At 66.9% G+C, this 19,288-nt stretch carries 18 protein-coding genes, 1 tRNA gene and 1 pseudogene; 8 read left to right on the top strand and 12 right to left on the bottom strand.

Going from position 1 to position 19,288, the window contains the following annotated elements; all coding sequences use genetic code 11:
* Positions 1–54 precede the first annotated feature (54 nt).
* Positions 55–1,365, top strand: a complete 1,311-nt coding sequence (locus ACTJKF_RS26485) for an MFS transporter (RefSeq protein ID WP_440627499.1) — start codon at positions 55–57, stop codon at positions 1,363–1,365.
* A gap of 104 nt (positions 1,366–1,469) precedes the next feature.
* Positions 1,470–1,649, top strand: coding sequence for a hypothetical protein (locus ACTJKF_RS26480; RefSeq protein ID WP_440627498.1), 180 nt, complete (start codon positions 1,470–1,472; stop codon positions 1,647–1,649).
* 94 nt (positions 1,650–1,743) lie between these two features.
* Here the strand turns inward: ACTJKF_RS26480 and waaC are convergent, their stop codons facing one another.
* Complete coding sequence (gene waaC / locus ACTJKF_RS26475; RefSeq protein ID WP_440627496.1) at positions 1,744–2,742, bottom strand: lipopolysaccharide heptosyltransferase I; 999 nt, start codon at positions 2,740–2,742, stop codon at positions 1,744–1,746.
* Positions 2,743–2,917: 175 nt separating this feature from the next.
* On the opposite strand from waaC, the gene ACTJKF_RS26470 reads away from it, so the two are divergent.
* Positions 2,918–4,462 carry a chloride channel protein gene (locus ACTJKF_RS26470; protein WP_440627494.1) on the top strand — a complete coding sequence of 515 codons (1,545 nt, stop codon included), beginning with the start codon at positions 2,918–2,920 and terminating at the stop codon, positions 4,460–4,462.
* Positions 4,463–4,560: 98 nt separating this feature from the next.
* Here the strand turns inward: ACTJKF_RS26470 and ACTJKF_RS26465 are convergent, their stop codons facing one another.
* The 5 genes from ACTJKF_RS26465 to ACTJKF_RS26445 all read right to left on the bottom strand — a co-directional run bounded on the left by ACTJKF_RS26465 (position 4,561) and on the right by ACTJKF_RS26445 (position 7,870).
* The gene (locus tag ACTJKF_RS26465; RefSeq protein WP_440627492.1) at positions 4,561–4,962 is read right to left on the bottom strand and encodes a YXWGXW repeat-containing protein; all 402 of its coding nucleotides are present in this window, start codon (positions 4,960–4,962) and stop codon (positions 4,561–4,563) included.
* Between the two features lie 159 nt (positions 4,963–5,121).
* Entirely contained in the window at positions 5,122–5,376 is a 255-nt protein-coding gene (minE, locus tag ACTJKF_RS26460; protein ID WP_006486661.1) for a cell division topological specificity factor MinE, read from the bottom strand.
* A gap of 12 nt (positions 5,377–5,388) precedes the next feature.
* The gene (gene minD / locus ACTJKF_RS26455; RefSeq protein ID WP_034182973.1) at positions 5,389–6,204 is read right to left on the bottom strand and encodes a septum site-determining protein MinD; all 816 of its coding nucleotides are present in this window, start codon (positions 6,202–6,204) and stop codon (positions 5,389–5,391) included.
* Positions 6,205–6,263: 59 nt separating this feature from the next.
* Positions 6,264–7,046 carry a septum site-determining protein MinC gene (minC, locus tag ACTJKF_RS26450; RefSeq protein ID WP_440627490.1) on the bottom strand — a complete coding sequence of 261 codons (783 nt, stop codon included), beginning with the start codon at positions 7,044–7,046 and terminating at the stop codon, positions 6,264–6,266.
* Between the two features lie 158 nt (positions 7,047–7,204).
* Positions 7,205–7,870: a GNAT family N-acetyltransferase gene (locus ACTJKF_RS26445; RefSeq protein WP_440627489.1), complete on the bottom strand. Its 666-nt coding sequence runs from the start codon at positions 7,868–7,870 to the stop codon at positions 7,205–7,207.
* On the opposite strand from ACTJKF_RS26445, the gene ACTJKF_RS26440 reads away from it, so the two are divergent.
* Positions 7,775–8,005 carry a hypothetical protein gene (locus ACTJKF_RS26440; protein ID WP_440627515.1) on the top strand — a complete coding sequence of 77 codons (231 nt, stop codon included), beginning with the start codon at positions 7,775–7,777 and terminating at the stop codon, positions 8,003–8,005. The two genes, ACTJKF_RS26445 and ACTJKF_RS26440, sit on opposite strands and share 96 nt — an antisense overlap.
* A 395-nt stretch (positions 8,006–8,400) precedes the next feature.
* The gene (locus tag ACTJKF_RS26435; protein ID WP_440627487.1) at positions 8,401–9,561 is read left to right on the top strand and encodes an alkane 1-monooxygenase; all 1,161 of its coding nucleotides are present in this window, start codon (positions 8,401–8,403) and stop codon (positions 9,559–9,561) included.
* A 98-nt stretch (positions 9,562–9,659) separates the two neighbouring features.
* On the opposite strand, the pseudogene ACTJKF_RS26430 reads toward ACTJKF_RS26435, so the two are convergent.
* The 6 genes and pseudogenes from ACTJKF_RS26430 to ACTJKF_RS26405 form a co-directional block, all read right to left on the bottom strand.
* Positions 9,660–9,731: pseudogene (locus tag ACTJKF_RS26430) on the bottom strand (methyl-accepting chemotaxis protein); the annotation flags it as partial.
* A 426-nt stretch (positions 9,732–10,157) separates the two neighbouring features.
* Positions 10,158–10,248, bottom strand: a tRNA-Ser gene (locus tag ACTJKF_RS26425).
* A gap of 130 nt (positions 10,249–10,378) precedes the next feature.
* Positions 10,379–11,680 (bottom strand): serine--tRNA ligase, encoded by a 1,302-nt coding sequence (gene serS, locus ACTJKF_RS26420; RefSeq protein ID WP_440627485.1) that lies wholly within the window; start codon positions 11,678–11,680, stop codon positions 10,379–10,381.
* Between the two features lie 155 nt (positions 11,681–11,835).
* Positions 11,836–13,146 (bottom strand): replication-associated recombination protein A, encoded by a 1,311-nt coding sequence (locus ACTJKF_RS26415; RefSeq protein WP_440627483.1) that lies wholly within the window; start codon positions 13,144–13,146, stop codon positions 11,836–11,838.
* A 187-nt stretch (positions 13,147–13,333) separates the two neighbouring features.
* Positions 13,334–14,023 carry an outer membrane lipoprotein chaperone LolA gene (gene lolA / locus ACTJKF_RS26410; protein WP_440627481.1) on the bottom strand — a complete coding sequence of 230 codons (690 nt, stop codon included), beginning with the start codon at positions 14,021–14,023 and terminating at the stop codon, positions 13,334–13,336.
* A 46-nt stretch (positions 14,024–14,069) separates the two neighbouring features.
* Positions 14,070–16,379 carry a DNA translocase FtsK gene (locus ACTJKF_RS26405; RefSeq protein ID WP_440627479.1) on the bottom strand — a complete coding sequence of 770 codons (2,310 nt, stop codon included), beginning with the start codon at positions 16,377–16,379 and terminating at the stop codon, positions 14,070–14,072.
* Positions 16,380–16,798: 419 nt separating this feature from the next.
* Between ACTJKF_RS26405 and trxB the strand changes: the two genes are divergently transcribed.
* The 3 genes from trxB to ACTJKF_RS26390 all read left to right on the top strand — a co-directional run bounded on the left by trxB (position 16,799) and on the right by ACTJKF_RS26390 (position 19,286).
* Positions 16,799–17,761 carry a thioredoxin-disulfide reductase gene (gene trxB, locus ACTJKF_RS26400; RefSeq protein WP_440627478.1) on the top strand — a complete coding sequence of 321 codons (963 nt, stop codon included), beginning with the start codon at positions 16,799–16,801 and terminating at the stop codon, positions 17,759–17,761.
* Positions 17,762–17,896: 135 nt separating this feature from the next.
* Positions 17,897–18,676 (top strand): Smr/MutS family protein, encoded by a 780-nt coding sequence (locus ACTJKF_RS26395; RefSeq protein ID WP_440627476.1) that lies wholly within the window; start codon positions 17,897–17,899, stop codon positions 18,674–18,676.
* Entirely contained in the window at positions 18,663–19,286 is a 624-nt protein-coding gene (locus tag ACTJKF_RS26390) for a trimeric intracellular cation channel family protein (RefSeq protein ID WP_440627474.1), read from the top strand. The genes ACTJKF_RS26395 and ACTJKF_RS26390 overlap by 14 nt, the downstream gene beginning before the upstream one ends.
* Positions 19,287–19,288 lie beyond the last annotated feature (2 nt).

Genomic DNA, 19,288 nt, shown 5'->3' with positions numbered 1-19,288 from the left:
GCCTGCCCGATCGCACGCCCAGCCGACCGCCCCAACGACAAAACGGAGACATCCATGTCCGCATCTCCCCCGGCCGTTGCACACGCAACCGGTTCGGCCGGCGCCGTCAGCTACCGGCGCATCGTATTCGCGAGCTTCATCGGCACCGCGATCGAGTTCTACGACTTCTACGTCTATGCGACCGCCGCCGCACTGGTGATCGGTCCCGTGTTCTTCCCGCACGGCTCCGCGACCGCCCAGGCGCTGTCTGCATTCGTCACGTTCGGCATCGCGTTCATCGCGCGGCCGATCGGCTCGTTCCTGTTCGGCCACTTCGGCGACCGCATCGGCCGCAAATCGACGCTCGTCGCGTCGTTGCTGGTGATGGGCGTGTCCACCACCGCGATCGGCTTCGTGCCCGGCTACGACACGATCGGCGCGCTCGCGCCGGTGCTGCTGTGCGTGCTGCGCTTCGGCCAGGGGATCGGCCTCGGCGGCGAATGGGGCGGCGCGGCGCTGCTCGCGACCGAGCACGCACCGCAAGGCAAGCGCGGCTGGTTCGGGATGTTCCCGCAGCTCGGGCCGTCGGTCGGCTTCCTGATGTCGAACGGGCTGTTCTTCGCGCTCGCGCTGTCGCTGTCCGACGCACAATTCCGCAGCTGGGGCTGGCGCATCCCGTTCCTCGTCAGCGCGGTGCTCGTCGCACTCGGCCTGTACGTGCGGCTGAAGATCACCGAGACGCCGGCGTTCCAGGCCACGCTCGATCGCAACGAGCGCGTGCGCGTGCCGGTCGCGACGCTCCTCTCGCAACACTGGCAGCCGACGCTGCTCGGCGCGCTCGCGATGGTGGTCTGCTACACGCTGTTCTATATCTCGACGGTGTTCTCTCTGTCGTACGGCGTGTCGGCGCTGCATATTCCGCGCCAGACCTTCCTCGGCCTGCTGTGCTTCGCGGTGGTGTTCATGGGGCTCGCGACGCCGCTGTCGGCCTGGGCGTCGGATCGCTTCGGCCGCAAGCCGGTGCTGATCGTCGGTGCGATTGCCGCGCTGCTGTCGGGCTTCGCGATGGAGCCGTTGCTCGGCAGCGGTTCGATGCCGCTCGTCGCGCTGTTCCTGACGCTCGAGCTGTTCCTGATGGGCGTGACGTTCGCGCCGATGGGCGCGCTGCTGCCGGAGCTGTTCCCGACCAACGTCCGCTATACGGGCGCGGGTGTCGCGTACAACCTCGGCGGGATTCTCGGTGCGTCGATCGCGCCGTATATCGCGCAACTGCTCGCCGCGCGCGGCGGATTGTCGTGGGTCGGCGGGTATGTATCGGTCGCGGCGGCAATCAGCCTGATCGGCGTGCTGCTGATGCGCGAAACCCGCGACGCATCGCTCGTCTGAGCCTCCGGGGCGGCCCGGGTTGTGCGGCGGGCGGCGCTGCCTATACTCGATCCTGAGGGCGCTGCCACGCGCCCCCGGAATCCCTCCCCAAAGGAGCCGCCGCAATGAATATCCGCCTCGACAACGCCGACCTCGTCCTGATCCTGGCGCTCGCGCTGGGTGGCGCATTGCTGCTCGCGCTGCGCTTCCGGCCGAAAACCTGGCGCGGTCTCGTGTTCGAGGCGCTGCTGGCCAACCTGGCGGCCATCGCCGCGGTGGTCACGATCGAAGCGCTGCTCGCCTGAATCGACCGGCCCCGCTTTTCCAAGGATGGTTCCCGACGATCGCGGACTTGCGTCAGGCTCTGGCGCTGGTTGCCGCTATCGGGGGGAACAGACGCTAGGCCGTCAGCAGAGCGCGCAGTGTGCCGCAGGCCGGCGCGACCGCGTCGATCGCATCGAGCGCCTGCGCGACCGACGGCGGCACCCCCGGTTCGCCGATCGACAGCGCATTCGGTGCGCCGCCGATACCGCAATGGTGGCGCGAGGTCGCGACGAAAATCATGACGGTCGGCCGCTGCAGCGCGTGCGCCATGTGCACGAACCCGGTATCGACCCCGACCACGAGCGCGGCCCGGCCGATTGCCGCACCCAGTTCGCGCACCGACATGGCAGGCAGCACGATCGCGCCAGGCGCGCGCGCGGCAATGTCCGTCGCATCGTCGTGTTCGGCTGCCGATCCCCACGGCAGCAGCACGCGCACGCCGCGCGCCATCATCTGCGTGGCCAGTGCAGCCCAGTGGCCGGCCGGCCATTGCTTGTCCGGATTCGAGGTCGCATGAAACAGCAGCATGAACGGCGTGCCGTCGGTCACGGCGGGCGGCAGGCTCACGTCCTGCGGCGGGACGACCCCGTACGCGGCAATGCCTTCGGGGACATAGCCGAGCGCCTCGCCGGCGCTCACACGCATCCCGTGCCACGCGTCGCAGTCCGGCCGCGGGCCGAAGCGATGCGAGTACGCAAAACGGGCACCCGCCTCGCCGAGATCCTGGGTCTGGTAGCCGACGCGGCGCGCGGCGCGCGCCAGGGCCGAGATGATCGCGCTCTTGTAGACGCCGTGCAGGTCGATGACCGCATCGTAGCGATGCGCGCGCAGCGCGCCGATCGACGCGGAAATCGCCTTCAGGTCGCCACCGTTCCGGAGCTTCTTGAAGCGCCGCAGCGGCGCGCAGAGCACCTCGCTCACGCCGGGGTGCCAGCGCACGACCTCGGCGCACGACTCGTCCACGGCCCAGTCGACCGACACGCCTGGAAATGCACGATGGAGGTCCGCGACGACAGGCAGCGTCTGGACGACGTCGCCGAGCGACGTCACTTTCACGATGAGGATGCGTTTCACGTTTCTTGTGGGGTTTGGCCGGCCATTTCGCCATGCTAACGATGCTCGCGACGCACAATCATTACACGGACATTACATTTGCAACAAATTGCATCGATTTTGTGAAAGTTTATCGTGCCCCCACCGCATCCGGTTCTTTTTATAATGCATTCTTTGCCCTCCCGGCCTGCCGCCGATGCAACGCCCCGCGCCTCCCACCCTGCTTTCCGGCTTGTTTCCCGCCTTCACCCGCCGCTCGGTGAGAATCTGGCGCCAGTACGGCGTGTTCTGGCTCGGCGCGATCGCCGTGGGTCTCGCGGCCGTGCTGTATGCGCGGCTGATCGACTGGGGCTACGACACCTTCCGCACGATGCGCGACCACGCCGCATGGCTGCCGTTACTGCTGACACCGTCGATCGCCGCGGCGTCCGCATGGCTCACGCGCCGCTTCTTCCGCGGCGCCGAGGGCAGCGGTATTCCGCAGGTGATCGCGACGCTGCATGCGAGCCCGGGCGCCTTCGGCGCGCGGCTGCTGACGCTGCGCATCCTGTTCGGCAAGGTCCTGATCTCGTTCATGGGGATCCTCGGCGGCTTCACGATCGGTCGCGAAGGCCCGACCGTGCAGGTCGGTGCGGCCCTGATGTTCAACCTGCGGCGCTTCTACCCGCGCTCGAACGCGCAGATCGAGCGCCAACTCGTGCTCGCCGGCGCCGCGGCCGGGCTGTCGGCCGCGTTCAATACGCCACTCGCCGGGATCGTGTTCGCGATCGAGGAACTGACGCGCAGCTTTTCCGCGCGTGCGAGCGGCGTGCTGATCACCGCGATCATCCTCGCCGGTGTCGTCGCGCTCGGCCTGAACGGCAATTACACGTACTTCGGCACGATCGACGCCGGCCAGCATTTCCCGAAAATGCTCGCGGTCGCCGTGCTCGTCACCGCACTCGTGACGGGCATCGCGGGCGGCCTCTTCAGCTGGCTGCTGCTCAATACGGGGCGCTGGCTGCCCGCGCGCATGCTCGGCCTGTATCGCGAGCGCCCGATCGCGTTTGCCGCGCTGTGCGGCTTCGTGATCGCCGTCGTTGGCCTCGTGTCGGGCGGCACGACATTCGGCAGCGGCTATGCCGAGGCACGCGGCCTGCTCGACGGCCATGAACAGCTGTCGGTGCTCTACCCGTTCCTGAAGATGGTGTCGATGGTCGCGTCCTACCTGCCGGGCATCCCGGGCGGGATCTTCGCGCCGTCGCTGTCGATCGGCGCCGGGTTCGGCAACCTGCTGCACGTCGTGTTCGGCGACATGAGCCTGCCGATGCTGATCGCGCTCGCGATGGTCGGCTACCTCGCGGCGGTCACGCAGTCGCCGATCACGTCGTTCGTGATCGTGATGGAGATGATCAACGGCCACGCGCTCGTGATTTCGCTGATGGCGACCGCGCTAGTATCGAGCCGCGTGGCGCGCTTCTTCGCGCCGCCGCTGTACGAAACGCTCGCACAGCGCTATCTCGCGCCGCCCGTGGCCGCCGCTCAACCCGCGGGATCCGGGGCGACACCGGCACCGGCCGCCGCGGCCGACGTCACCGAGCCGCAGGACGCGGCCGCCGCGCCCGCCGATCCGCTCGACACGCTGCTCGAACAGGACGCCAGCAAGCCGGACGCCCCGGCGGACGACCACGGCGCCGTGCACCCGCCGGCGACGCCGCACGACGGCGGCCCGGCGCAGCCGGGCCCGCGCAATACTCAGTAGTTGTCCATCGGGCCTGCCCGACCCCAAAGGATGCAGCCGGCGAGCGTGATCGAGACGAGCGCGATGGCAATGGCGGTTCTCTTCATCGCACGCCTTCGTCAAGCCCAGTGGCCGCGGGTCCAGAACCAGTTCGGGCCACGCTGATCCCAGTGACCCGGCACCCACTGCATGCCGATACGCTCGGTTTCCCAGTGGCCGCCGATCCAGACGTAGCGGCCATGATCCCAGCGCCAGTGACCGCGCGCCCACACATAGCCGACGCGCGCGTCGGGCACGACCTCGTAGCGCACCGGCGGCGGCGCATTCGGCGCGACGACGACGATTTCCTCGGCGGGCACGGCCACCGGTTCGGCGACGACCATCCGGCCCGACGGCACCATCACGGGCGCACCGACGAGGATTTCATCCGCCCGTGCGGCGAGCGGCGCGGCGACGGCTGACAGGCCCGCGGCAAACAGCGCGAGCGAAACGATACGGCGTTGAACAGCAGAGACAGCCATCACAACCTCCTGATTGACAAATGACGCGAGCGTATTCGTTCAATGCGGGAGGTCGACCAGCGGCCGACAGACGCCGTGTTACGGCGAGCCCGAAAGTGCAACAGGGCGTAAGACGCGCACGGCGGCATGCACCGCCGTGCGGAGAGGCACGACCAAAGGTCAGGCTTGCGGGATCTCGATCTTCACTTCGAGGACTTCAAGATCGTCCTGGCGCTCGAGGCTCACGCGGATGTCATCGTTCGAGATATGGACGTACTTCGAGATGACCGCGACCAGCTCCTTCTGCAGCGCCGGCAGGTAATCGGCCGGCGGCCGGCCGCCGACCCGCTCGTGCGCGATGATGAGCTGCAGGCGCTCCTTCGCGACCGATGCGGACTTCTTCTTCTCGCCGAGGAGAAACGAAAGGATGGACATGGGCGGCCTCCGTTACTTGCTGCCGAAGAGGCGCTGCAGCAGGCCCGGCTTCTGGTAATCGGTGAAACGCAGCGGCTTGTCTTCGCCGAGGAAACGGGCGACGACGTCCTTGTACGCTTCCGCAACGTCGGTGCCGTCGATATGCACGGCCGGCAGACCCTGGTTCGATGCGTGCAGCACGGCTTCGGATTCGGGCACCACGCCGATCAGCTTGATGCGCAGGATCTCGCTGATGTCCTCGAGCGACAGCATCTCGCCTTCGCTCACACGCTTCGGGCTGTAACGCGTGATCAGCAGGTGTTCCTTGATCGGATCCTTGCCTTCGGTCGCGCGCTTCGTCTTCGACGACAGGATGCCGAGAATGCGGTCCGAGTCGCGCACCGACGACACTTCCGGGTTCGTGACGATCAGCGCTTCGTCCGCGAAGTACATCGCGTGCAGCGCACCCGCCTCGATACCGGCCGGCGAATCGCAGACGATGTATTCGAAGTCCATCGCGACCAGGTCGTTCAGCACCTTCTCGACGCCGTCACGCGTGAGCGCATCCTTGTCGCGCGTCTGCGACGCCGGCAGGATGAACAGGTTCTCGCACTTCTTGTCCTTGATCAGCGCCTGGTTCAGGTTCGCTTCGCCCTGGATCACGTTGACGAGGTCGTACACCACGCGGCGCTCGCAGCCCATGATGAGATCGAGGTTACGCAGGCCGACGTCGAAGTCGATCACGGCCGTCTTGTGGCCGCGCAGCGCGATACCGGACGCGAAGCTCGCGCTCGTCGTCGTCTTGCCCACGCCGCCCTTGCCCGAGGTCACCACGATGATTTTTGCCATTTACCCAATACCCTGTGTTCGTCAATGAGAGCCGATCGATCCGGAGCGCACCGCGTGGATCACGTCAGGCGCAGCGGTTCGATCATCAGTTTTTCCTCTTCGAGCCGGATCTGCACCGATTTGCCCAGTATGTCGGCGGGCAGCGGGTTCTCGGTCGTTCGATAGATACCCGCGATCGAAATCAGTTCCGGCTCGAGACACGTGCAGAAAATGCGCGCGTCGTGATTGCCGTGCACGCCCGCGAGTGCGCGGCCGCGCAACGGCGCGTAGATGTGGATATTGCCTTCCGCGATGATCTCGGCGCCGTGACTGACCGGCGCAAGCACCACGAGGTCTCCTTTCGCGTAAATCTGCTGCCCCGAACGCAGCGGCCGATCGATCACCAGCGTCTGGCCGCCCGCCGGAATCGGCGTCGGCGCAGGCTCGGGCGCCGGTTCGGCTGCCGCAGCAGCGGCCGCGGCAACGACAGCGACCGGTGCCGGCTCCGCTTCGTCGGCCGGCTTCGCGGCCGACGCACCCGACACGCGGCGATCGCGCGCCTCGAGCAACGGCAGGCCGGCTTCCCCCGCCCAGCCCTGCGTGGCCAGCGCGACGACGCCCACCGGGCGCATCCGCACGTCGTTCAGCATCTGGCGGATGTCGGCGAGCGCGACGCGTTCGCCGTCCGCCAGGCGACGGACGTCGATCGCGACGACATCATCGGCAAAAAATTCGGGAGTCGCTTCGAAGCGCTTGACCAGTTCGGTACGCAACGCATCGAGATCGGTCGTCTTCACGGTGAACAGCAACGTATCGACCGATCCGCTGCGCAGCTCGAAGAATGGCGATTTTTTAAGCGACATGGACACTCTGCAAAAAATTTTTGCGTATTTTACAGGCGTCCACGCGTGCAGCCATTATTTTTGGGAATCCGGGTTGCGACGAGCGCGGCGGACGCGCAACCGGCAGGCGGGCAGTCGACCGGGCTTTCTTCGCCCCGTGCGGCCCGCGCGTTCATGCGTCAGGGCGTGTTGACGTGCGACACGAACAGCGACTTCATCGCGCCGGGCATTCGCGCGATCGGCGCGTGCTCGCCCGTGTTGCCGAAACCCGCGCGTTCGTAGAAACGGATCGCGTTGCGGTTCGCGTCGGCGATCCACGCGTAGACGTCCTGTGCACCGCGCTCGCCGAGCCAGGCGGTGGCCGTTTCGAGCAGCAGCACGCCGCCGCGCAGGTGGCGAACCGCGTGCGCAACCCACAGCTCGCTGACGAACGCGCGCCGCTCGTGCGTATTGTCGAAATACGCGCCGATCATGCCGGCCGGATGGCCTTCGGTGTACAACAGGAAAGTCGTCGACTCGTCGGACCCGGCACGCAGCGCGGCGATGGCCGCCGCCGCGTCGGAATCGACGTTCAGCAATTCGGCCTCCGGCGCTTCACCGGGCGCGTAGGGTTCACGCAGCGATGCGGCGCGGAGTTCGCGATACACGCCGCCCTGGTCGGCAGCGATACGACGAACGGTCAAGGTCGAACTCATGCAGGCACAGCCCCCTTCGGACAGCAAGTCACTAGCTTCAACCGAAAGCGGGGCATGAGTCAAATCGTTATTTTCAAATGGTCGCGCGAATCGAAAGGCGGCAGCAACGTGCGTGATGGGCGCGCAGGCGCGGGTGTGCAGTTGCAGCATCGGCGCATCGATGCGCAGCGGCGCATGACCATCCGAACGTCGCTGTCGGACACGTCACCCCGATGGCCTTGTCTTGCATGGCAGTCACGCGACGAGCGTCCGGCATTTCGTCGTCGCGGTCGTAATGGTTCGTAATAGTTGTATGTAAAACGAATGCCCGGCGCGCGCGGTCGCGCCACGTCTATTGCGATGCAGCATTCGCTGCGGTCGTCGTCGCCGCATGCAGATGCGCGTCGCACCCCGCATTCCTCCGACAAAACACCGGTCGCAAGTGTGGCTCGGGCGCCTCGCGGCCTGTTTCAATCACCCCCGTGCCGGCCCTTCCCGACCCGCGCGATGGATGGCCCGCCGTTTGGAGTTTCACGCCTAGCCGCGGAGTTTGGAAAGCATGCGCGACGGTCGTATAACTGGCACAACCGGCCCCGCGATCCGGTGCCGCGGCCCCACGAACGATCCGAACGCAGACAAGCGTGTACACAGGGCCGCCGCGCCCGCACGCGCCAGAGCCGGCCCCAACCAGGAGGGAGACAATGGCGATCAGCGACGGATCGGCCTCGGGCTGGTCGGACGGCAAGCGTTATCTATGGTTGCTCGGCGCGGTGACGATCACGCTACCGATCCTGTCGGCCCAGCTCGCGCTGTCGACCGGCTTTCACGTGTTCTGGTGGTTCGGTCCGCTGTTCGCGTTCGGCGTGATCCCGATCCTCGACACGCTGATCGGCGACGATCGCGACAATCCGCCCGAAGCCGTCGTCCCGCACCTCGAACGCGAGCGCTACTACCGCTACATCGTCTATCTCGCGACGCTGATCGAATACTTCGCGTTCTTCATGTGCGTCTGGATCGTCGGCACGCATGCGCTCGCGTGGTACGACTACGTCGGCTTCGCGCTGTCGCTCGGCGCCGCGACGGGCATCTCGATCAACACCGCGCACGAACTCGGGCACAAGACCAGCCGCTTCGAGCGCTGGCTCGCGAAAGTCACGCTGGCGCCGGTCGCATACGGGCACTTCTTCGTCGAACACAATCGCGGCCATCATGTGCGCGTCGCGACGGCCGAGGATCCGGCGAGCGCGCGCTTCGGCGAATCGTTCTGGGCATTCCTGCCGCGCACGGTGACGGGCAGCATCCGTTCGGCCTGGCGGCTCGAAACGGCGCGCCTCGAGCGGCTCGGGCATTCGCCGTGGACCTGGCGCAACGAGGTGCTGCACGCGTGGGCGATGACTGTCGTCGTGTGGGGCATCGCGATCGCGCTGGCCGGCAAGGTCGTGATTCCGTTCCTCGTGATCCAGGCCGCGTACGGCGCATCGCTGCTCGAAGTCGTGAACTACGTCGAGCACTACGGGCTCGGCCGCCGCAAGCTGCCGAGCGGCCGCTACGAGCGCTGCACGCCGCAGCATTCGTGGAACAGCAATCACGTCGTCACCAACCTGTTCCTGTACCAGTTGCAGCGGCACGCCGACCATCACGCGAACCCGACGCGCTCGTACCAGGCGCTGCGCCACTTCGACGACTCGCCGCAACTGCCGGCCGGCTACGCGACGATGATCCTGTTCGCGTACGTGCCGCCGCTCTGGTATCGCGTGATGAACCCGCGTGTCGTTGCGCACTACGGCGGCAACATGGCGCAATCGAACATCAAGCCGTCGATCCGCGCGCGCGTGCTCGCGCAGTATCCGGCCGCGGCGTGATGCAGGACAACGCGGCCGCGCTCGCCGGCAGTCGCGTTACGCGGCCTGCGAGAGCCTGAACACGGCGACCGCGTGCCGCAGCGCGCTGGCCTGCTCGGCCGCTCGCCCGCTCGCGCTGCCTCGACGGCCGAGTTCAGCACGAGGATGTTGGTCTGGAATGCGACGCCGTCGACACGATGAGCGGGATTGCCGCCAGCGCGGCGAAGGTCGGCGAGATCATCGCGATGCCGAGCACGATCAGCATCAGCACGACGCTTGCCGCGGGCGCGTGGCTCGCGTCGCGGCTCGCTTGCGCCGACACGAGCCGCTCGTCGGCGACGTGCGTCTGCCCATCGTTCGCGAACGTATCGATCGACCGATTGAGGATGCGGATGCCATACAGCGCGCCGCAGAACATCAGCAGCAGCAGCGCAACGGCGAATGCGAGGGGAATCTTGTAGCTCGGCTTCATGGGACCTTGGATCGACGGCAAGCGAGTGCCGAACGGACGGCCCGTTTGTGCGCAGTCGCACACCGGCATCGATACGGCAACGGCGCCACCCTGCGACCCAAACGAAAAACCCCGTGATCCTTTCGAATCACGGGGCTTCGTATTTTGGCGGAGAGGGTGGGATTCGAACCCACGGTACGGGGAAACCGTACGCCTGATTTCGAGTCAGGTACATTCGACCACTCTGCCACCTCTCCTTCCTTGCTGCTTCATTTCCCGATTGGTCGTGTCCGGGAAAGGAAAGATTATAGAACGATCTCTTCGAAACTCACAAGCCCTTTTTGCAAATTTTTTGCGGGACCCTCGAAAGCCGATCGTCCGGCAGCGTCACGCTGCCGGTGCAGGCGCGTCGATCCGCTCCATGCCGCCCATGTACGGACGCAGCGCTTCCGGCACCGTGACCGAACCATCGGCATTCTGATAGTTCTCGAGTACCGCGACGAGCGTGCGGCCGACCGCGAGGCCGGAGCCGTTCAGCGTATGCACGAGTTCCGGCTTGCCCTGCGCGTTGCGGAAACGCGCCTGCATCCGGCGCGCCTGGAACGCCTCTGTGTTCGAGCAGCTCGAGATCTCGCGATAGGTGTTCTGCGCGGGCAGCCACACTTCGAGATCGAACGTCTTCGCGGCCGAGAAGCCCATGTCGCCCGTGCACAGCGTGATCACGCGGTACGGCAGGCCGAGCTTCTGCAGGATCGCCTCCGCATGACCGACCATCTCGTCGAGCGCCGCGTACGACGCGTCCGGTGCGACGACCTGCACCATCTCGACCTTGTCGAACTGGTGCTGGCGGATCATCCCACGCGTGTCGCGGCCGTACGAGCCGGCTTCCGAACGGAAGCACGGCGAATGCGCGGTCAGCTTGATCGGCAGTGCGGAGCCTTCGACGATCGATTCGCGCACGGTGTTCGTCAGCGAAATCTCGGACGTCGAAATCAGGTATTGCGTGATCGTGTTTTCCGCACCGCCCTTCTCGACGCGGAACATGTCGTCCGCGAACTTCGGCAACTGGCCCGTGCCGTACAGGATCTCGGGGTTCACGATGTACGGCGTGTACGTCTCGCTGTAGCCGTGCTGCAGCGTGTGCGTGTCGATCATGAACTGCGCGAGCGCGCGGTGCAGGCGTGCGATCGAACCGCGCAGCATCGTGAAGCGCGCGCCGGCGAGCTTCGCGCCGGTTTCGAAATCGAGGCCGAGCGGCGTGCCGACGTCGACGTGATCCTTCACCGCGAAGTCGAACTGGCGCGGCGTGCCCCAGCGGCGCACTTCGACGTTGTCGGCCTCGTCCTTGCCGACCGGCACGCTTTCGTGCGCGATGTTCGGCATGCCCAGCATCAGGTCGGACAGACGCGTCTGGATCTCGCCGAGCTTGGCTTCCGACGCCTTCATTTCGTCGCCGATCCCGCCGACTTCGGCCATCACGGCCGACGTGTCCTCACCCTTCCCCTTCAGCGCGCCGATCTGCTTCGACAGGCTGTTGCGGCGCGCCTGAAGCTCTTCGGTACGGGTCTGGATCGCGCGGCGTTCCGCTTCGAGAGCGGAGAACGCGGCGACGTCGAGGGTGTAGCCGCGATCGGCGAGGCGCTTCGCGACGCCGTCGAGGTCTTTGCGCAGCAACTGGATGTCGAGCATGGGAGGACTTGGGAAATCGTTGTGTAAGACGGGAATTCTAACGCACCGCGAGGCCGCCACGGCACTGGCCGGACGGACAATGCGGCAAACCCGCGCCGGGCCGCAAGCGCTGACGCCCCGCGGCGCAGCGCCGGCCGCCGTGCCACAGGCGGCCGTCAGACCTTCTTGCCGGCCTCGCGGTCGAGCTCGCGCAGCCACGCAAGCTTGTCGGCGATCTTCGATTCGAGCCCGCGCGGCACCGGCTTGTACCAGTGCGGCTCGCGCATTCCTTCCGGCAGGTATGTCTCGCCGGCCGCATAGGCGTTCGGCTCGTCGTGCGCGTAGCGGTACGCATGGCCGTAGCCGAGTTCCTTCATCAGCTTGGTCGGCGCATTGCGCAGATGCACGGGCACCTCGCGCGACTTGTCCTGCTTCACGAACGCCATCGCCTGGTTGAACGCGTTGTAGCCCGCGTTGCTCTTGGCCGCGCACGCGAGATAGATCACGGCCTGCCCGAGCGCCAGTTCGCCTTCGGGGGAACCCAGGCGCTCGTAGGTCTCGGCCGCGTCGTTCGCCATCTGCAGCGCGCGCGGATCGGCGAGGCCGATGTCTTCCCACGCCATCCGCACGATGCGCCGCGCGAGATACTTCGGATCCGCGCCGCCGTCGATCATCCGGCAGAACCAGTACAGCGCGCCGTCCGGGCTCGACCCGCGCACCGACTTGTGCAGTGCCGAGATCTGGTCGTAGAAGTTGTCGCCGCCCTTGTCGAAGCGCCGCGCGTTCAGCGTCATCGCGCTGCTGACGAACCCGGCATCGATGGTCGTGACCTTCGCGGATGCCGCGGCCGTCTGCGCCTGCTCGAGCAGGTTCAGGAAGCGCCGCGCGTCGCCGTCCGCGTAACCGATCAGCGTATCGATCGCCTTGTCGTCGAACGCCAGGCCGTCGAGCGCAATTTCCTGCGCGCGCTTGAGCAACTGGCGCATCTCGTCGTCGTTCAGCGACTGCAGCACGTACACCTGCGCCCGCGACAGCAGCGCCGAGTTGACTTCGAAACTCGGGTTCTCGGTCGTTGCGCCGATGAAGGTCACCAGCCCCGACTCGACGAACGGCAGCAGCGCATCCTGCTGCCCCTTGTTGAAACGGTGGATTTCGTCGACGAACAGGATCGTGTGGCGGCCGGTGCGGTTCAGCGTGTCCTTCGCCTGCTCCATCGACTCGCGGATGTCCTTCACGCCACCGAGCACCGCGGACAGCGCGATGAACTCGCAGTCGAACGCGAGCGCGGTCAGCCGCGCGAGCGTCGTCTTGCCAACGCCGGGTGGCCCCCACAGGATCATCGAATGCGGCTTGCCGGATTCGAACGCGAGCCGCAGCGGCTTGCCTTCGCCCAGCAGATGCGTCTGGCCGATCACCTCGGCGAGCGTCTTCGGCCGCAGCGCCTCGGCGAGCGGCCGGCGCGGCTCGACTTGAAACAGGTCGGACATGAACCCTCGCTCCAGATCAAACGATGGCGGCCGAACCGGCCGCCGGACCCGACATTATGACAGCCGTGCGAACCCGCCGCCGTGCCTGGTGCCCGCGCCCGGTGCCCGCGCCTGGTGCCCGCGCCCCCAAACAACACGGGCCTGCCGTCGCCGGCAGGCCCGTGTCGGGAAAACGGCGTGAAGCCGGTCAGCCGGTGATCACGTCCGCTCCCTTCGGCACGACGAACTTGAACGCATCCCCCTTCAGCGGCGGGTTCGTCTGGATGTTCGTGAACGTGAGCAGCGTGACGTTGCCGAACACGTCGTGCAGTTCCATCGCGGCGAGCGTGCCGTTGCGGAAGCCGATGCCGATCCGCTGGAATTGCGTGTCCTGCGCCTTCGGCAGCATCTCGAGCCACTCGATGCCCCCCTTCTCGCCGGCATCGCGCAGCGTGTAGTTCTTGTCGAGATCGTTGCTGCCGAACAGGATCGCGGCCGGGCTCGCGCCCAGCGCGCCGTTCAGCTTGCGCTCGGTGACCTGGTTCAGGTCGCGGTCGTACACGTAGAGCTTGTCGCCGTCGGCCTGCAGCACCTGCTGGTACGGCTTCTGGTACGTCCAGATGAACTTGCCCGGGCGCGAGAACACGAACGTGCCGCTCGAATTGTCGGTCGGCTTCGGCAAGGCCTGCGCGGCGCTCGCGCCCTTGGACGGCGCCTTGACGATCTGCTGCGTGAAATCGCCCTTCGCCGAATGCACCTGCGACACGAAGGCCTTCAATTGCTCGGTGCCGCCCGCGAACGCGTGCGTCGCCGCGAGCATCAGCGATGCGCCGGCGAACGCCGCGCCGAGCCAGCGCCGCGTCGAACGAAGGGAAGGGACGAACGAAAGTTGCTGCATATTGCGGTTTTCTCCCTGGGTGGCCGGCGCTGCGGGCGCCGCGGACTCATTCCGCGTCGCGCGCCGGCACAAGAATTTCGCGGTTGCCGCTCGACGACATCGCCGACACGAGCCCCGACTGTTCCATCTGTTCGAGCAACCGCGCCGCGCGGTTATAGCCGATCCGCAGATGGCGCTGCACGAGCGAAATCGACGCGCGGCGGTTCTTGACGACGATCTCGACCGCCTGGTCGTACAGCGGATCAGACTCGCCGCCGCCTTCGCCGGTTCCCGCACCGGCCGAGCCCTCGTCGCCGTCGGCGGTGCCGCCTTCGAGCAGCCCCTCGACGTAGTTCGGCTCGCCCTGCTCCTTGAGCTTCTCGACGACGCGATGCACTTCGTCGTCGGCAACGAACGCGCCGTGCACGCGCACGGGCAGCCCGGTGCCGGGTGCCAGGTACAGCATGTCGCCCATCCCGAGCAGCGATTCAGCGCCCATCTGGTCGAGAATCGTGCGCGAGTCGATCTTCGACGACACCTGGAACGCGATCCGCGTCGGCACGTTCGCCTTGATCAGGCCGGTAATCACGTCGACGGACGGACGCTGCGTCGCGAGGATCAGGTGGATGCCGGCCGCGCGCGCCTTCTGCGCGATCCGCGCGATCAGCTCCTCGACCTTCTTGCCGACGACCATCATCAGGTCGGCCAGCTCGTCGATCACGACGACGATGTTCGGCAGGCGGCCAAGCGGTTCAGGATCGTCCGGCGTCAGGCTGAACGGATTCGGAATCTTTTCCTCGCGCTTCGCCGCGTCGTCGATCTTGTTGTTGTAGCCGGCGAGGTTGCGCACGCCGAGCTTGCTCATCAGCTTGTAGCGGCGCTCCATCTCCGCGACGGTCCAGTTCAGCGCATGGCCGGCCTGGCGCATGTCGGTGACGACCGGGCACAGCAGGTGCGGAATGCCTTCGTAGACGCTCATTTCGAGCATCTTCGGATCGATCAGGATCAGGCGCACCTGCTCGGCAGTGGCCTTGTACAGCAGCGACAGGATCATCGCGTTGATCCCGACCGACTTGCCCGAACCGGTCGTGCCGGCCACCAGCAGGTGCGGCATCTTCGCGAGATCCGCGCACACCGGCTTGCCGCCGATGTCCTTGCCGAGGCTCAACGTGAGCGCGGACGACGCGGCCGCATAGACTTCCGAGCCGATGATCTCCGACAGATGCACCGTCTGGCGGCGCTGGTTCGGCAGCTCGAGCGCCATGTAGTTCTTGCCGGGGATCGTCTCGACCACGCGGATCGACACGAGCGACAGCGAGCGGGCGAGATCCTTCGCGAGGTTCACGATCTGGCTGCCCTTCACGCCGGTGGCCGGCTCGATCTCGTAACGCGTGACGACCGGCCCCGGATACGCGGCGACGACGCTCGCCTCGACGCCGAAATCCTTCAGCTTCTTCTCGATCAGGCGCGACGTGAACTCGAGCGTGTCGGCGGAAATCGCTTCCTGCGTTTTCGGCGCGGGGTCGAGCAGCGACACCGGCGGCAGCGTCGAATCGCCCGGCAGGTCGGTGAAGAGCGGCACCTGGCGCTCGCGCTCGACGCGCTCGGACTTGGCCGGCGTGACGACCGGCGGCACGATCGTCACGGGCTCGTGATCCTCGATGCGCACGCGCTCTTCCTCGACCTTGCCTTCGCGGCGCACGGCCGCGGCCTCGCCGAGCTTGCGGTCGCGCTCGGCCTCGCGGCGCAGCTTCGCAAGGTTGACGGCGGACAGGATCGCGCCGCCGACGCGCTCGGCGACCGACAGCCACGAGAAGCGGAAATACAGCGACAGGCCGATCGCCAGCAGGATCAGCAGCAGCAGCGTGCCGCCGGTGAAGCCGAACGCGTGCGACATCGCACCCGCGACGGCCTCGCCGATCACGCCGCCCGGCGCGCGCGGCAGTTGCACCTTCAGCGACCACATCCGCAGCGCCTCGATGCCGTCGCACGCGAGCACGACGAGCACGAACGCGAAGATCTCGGTGAGCCAGCCGATCGGCCGCTCGGGTTCGTCGGCGACCGCCTCGTGACGCGTGATGCGCCGGTAGTTGACCGCGATGCGCCGCCCGAGCGGCACGATCAGCCAATAGGCCGACAGCCCGAACAGCAGCAGGATGATGTCGGCCGTCCACGCGCCGACCCGGCCGGCCCAGTTCGAGATGTGGTCCACCTGCGCGGCGTGCGTCCAGCTCGGATCGCGCCGGCTGTAGCTCAACAGGGCCATCACCAGAAAGGCGCAGAGCGCGACCTGGAGAATCCAGCGGATCTCCGTGAGGAGCTTCGACATCCGGTGCGGCAACGCCTGTGCCTGGGCGGAATAAGGAGCTTTTGCCATGAATCCGTATAAAGAGGACGGGCCGCGCGCCCGCCTGTCGTTCGATCCCGCTTATTGTAAACGCTGCACCGGGCCGCCAAGTGTAAATGACGGTTACATAACAGGGCCGGGGTGGCCGAAGCCGACGCCGTACCTGCGATCGGGACCGCCGGCCAGGCCCCTGGCACCCGCCTGCGGCAACGCGCCGCCACACCGACGGGCCGCCGCCGCGGCCTGCCCGCCCCCCCCATCACGCACGCCCGAAGCGGGCGTCCCGCGGCGAAACGCTATCGCCGCGATTGAAACTCTCGTTCGGCAGCGCAGCAACGGGGCCTTTATAATGCGCGTCTGATACCCATCTATGACGGCATCCCCGGTCAACCCGGACCGTCCGGCGAGCCTTACCCCGCCCGCCGCAGCCGCCTTTTACGGATTCGCACATGTCCACGCCCAAACACGCCAAAGTCCTGATTCTCGGTTCCGGCCCCGCCGGCTACACGGCTGCCGTCTATGCGGCACGCGCCAACCTGTCCCCGGTGCTGATCACCGGCATCGCGCAGGGCGGCCAGCTGATGACGACGACCGACGTCGAAAACTGGCCGGCGGACGCGAAGGGCGTGCAGGGCCCGGAACTGATGGCGCGCTTCCAGGAGCACGCGGAGCGTTTCAACACCGAAATCGTATTCGACCACATCCACACCGCCAAACTGCACGAACAGCCGATCCGGCTGATCGGCGACTCGGGCGAATACACGTGCGACTCGCTGATCATCGCGACCGGCGCGTCCGCGCAGTATCTCGGCCTGGCTTCCGAAGAAGCATTCATGGGCAAGGGCGTGTCGGCCTGCGCGACCTGCGACGGCTTCTTCTATCGCAACCAGGAAGTCGCGGTGATCGGCGGCGGCAATACGGCTGTCGAGGAAGCGCTCTACCTGACCGGCATCGCGAAGAAGGTCACGGTGATCCATCGCCGCGACAAGTTCCGCGCCGAGCCGATCCTGATCGACCGCCTGCTGGAGAAGGAAAAGGAAGGCGTCGTCGACATCAAGTGGGATCACGTGCTCGACGAAGTGACGGGCGAGGAGTCGGGTGTCACGGGCCTGCGCATCAAGAACGTGAAGACCGGCGAGAAGCAGGACCTCACCGTGCAGGGCGTGTTCGTCGCGATCGGACACAAGCCGAACACCGACCTGTTCCAGGGCCAGCTCGAGATGAAGGACGGCTACATCCTGACGAAGAGCGGCCTGCAGGGCAACGCGACGTCGACCAGCGTGCCGGGCGTGTTCGCCGCCGGCGACGTGCAGGACAACGTGTATCGCCAGGCGATCACGAGTGCCGGCACGGGCTGCATGGCCGCACTCGACGCGCAGCGCTACCTCGAAAGCCTGCACGACAAGAAGTAAGCATCAAGCCTTCGCGTGCGGGGCGCTACAATGGCGTCCGCTGCCGCGAAGCGGGCTTGACCGGAAAGCCGCTGCCGCCGCGCAGCGGCTTTTTTGTGCCCGCGTGTCCGCACGCGCCTGCCCGGTTACCGAATCATGGCGAAGAACCAGCCCCATCCGAGCGATCCCGCGAAGCGGCAGATCGCCGCCCGTCCCGCGAACCCGGCGCCCGCCGCGCCGCCGCCCGCCCCCGACGCCGCCGCGTTGCGCGGCCAGGGCCTGGCCGGCCTCGGCGCGTTGCGCAAGTCGCTGCAAGGCGAAGCCGAGCGCCGCGAGCGCACCCGCGTTGAAACCGCGAAGGCCGCCCGCCAGGCGGAAGCCGACGCGAACCTGTTCCGCAACGAAATCGGCGCGATCCAGCCGCTGAGCGCGCCGCCGCGCGCGAAATCCGGCCGCACGCCGCCCGATCCGGTGCCGAAGCAGACGCAGCGCGACGAAGAGGATGTGCTGAACGCGACGCTGTCCGACGAATTCGATCCCGAGACGCTGCTCGACAGCGACGAATCGCTGTACTACCACCGCCCCGGCATCAGCCGCGAAGTCGTGCGCAAGCTGAGGAGCGGCGCGTGGATCGTGCAGGCGCAGCTCGACCTGCACGGCATGCGGCGCGACGAAGCGCGCGACGCGCTCGCCGAGTTCATCCGCGAAGCCGGCAAGAAAGGGCTGCGCTGCCTGCGCGTGATTCACGGCAAGGGGCTCGGCTCGATCGGCAAGGAACCGGTGCTGAAAGGCAAGGTCCGTGCGTGGCTCGTGCAGAAGGAAGAAGTGATCGCGTTCTGCGAGGCGCGCAGCAACGACGGCGGCGCGGGCGCGGTGCTCGTGCTGCTGCAGCCGCTCGCGGCGCCGGCCGAGCGGGGGCCGCGTGCCGCATCCTAGGCTCACGCTCGCGATCTCGATACTGGAGGCGATCGCAACGCTGGCCTTCGCGATCTCGGGTTTCATCGAAGCGCGCAAGAACCGTCTCGACTCGGTCGGCACGTTCGTCGTCGCGCTCGCCACCGCGTTCGGCGGCGGCACGCTGCGCGACATCCTGCTCGAACGCCGGCCGTTCTACTGGGTCGTGCACGACGATTACGTGATCGCGATCTTCGTGCTCGCGCTGTTCGCGCCGTTCGTGTTGCGGATGCTGTCGCGGCTGTCGGCCGAGCGGCTGCTGCTGGTGGCGGACGCGATCGGGCTCGGCATCTTCAGCATCTCGGGCACCGCGATCGCGCTCGATGCCGAGATGCCGCGCTTCATCGCGGTGATGATGGGCGTGATCACCGGCGTGGTCGGCGGGATCATCCGCGACGTGCTGTGCAACGACATCCCGCTGATCCTGCGCGATTCGCGGCCGTACGCGACCTGCGCGTTCGTCGGCTGCTGGTTCTACCTGCTGCTCGTGTGGCTGCAGTTCGACTCCGTGTACAGCGTGCTGCTCGCGACCGGATTCATCCTCGTCGCGCGGCTCGCGACGTTCAAGTTCGACGTGCGGCTGCCGCATTGAAT

This window comes from Burkholderia sp. 22313, assembly GCF_052045245.1.
Classification (GTDB): domain Bacteria; phylum Pseudomonadota; class Gammaproteobacteria; order Burkholderiales; family Burkholderiaceae; genus Burkholderia.
This window is presented reverse-complemented; position numbering and strand designations above follow the sequence as displayed.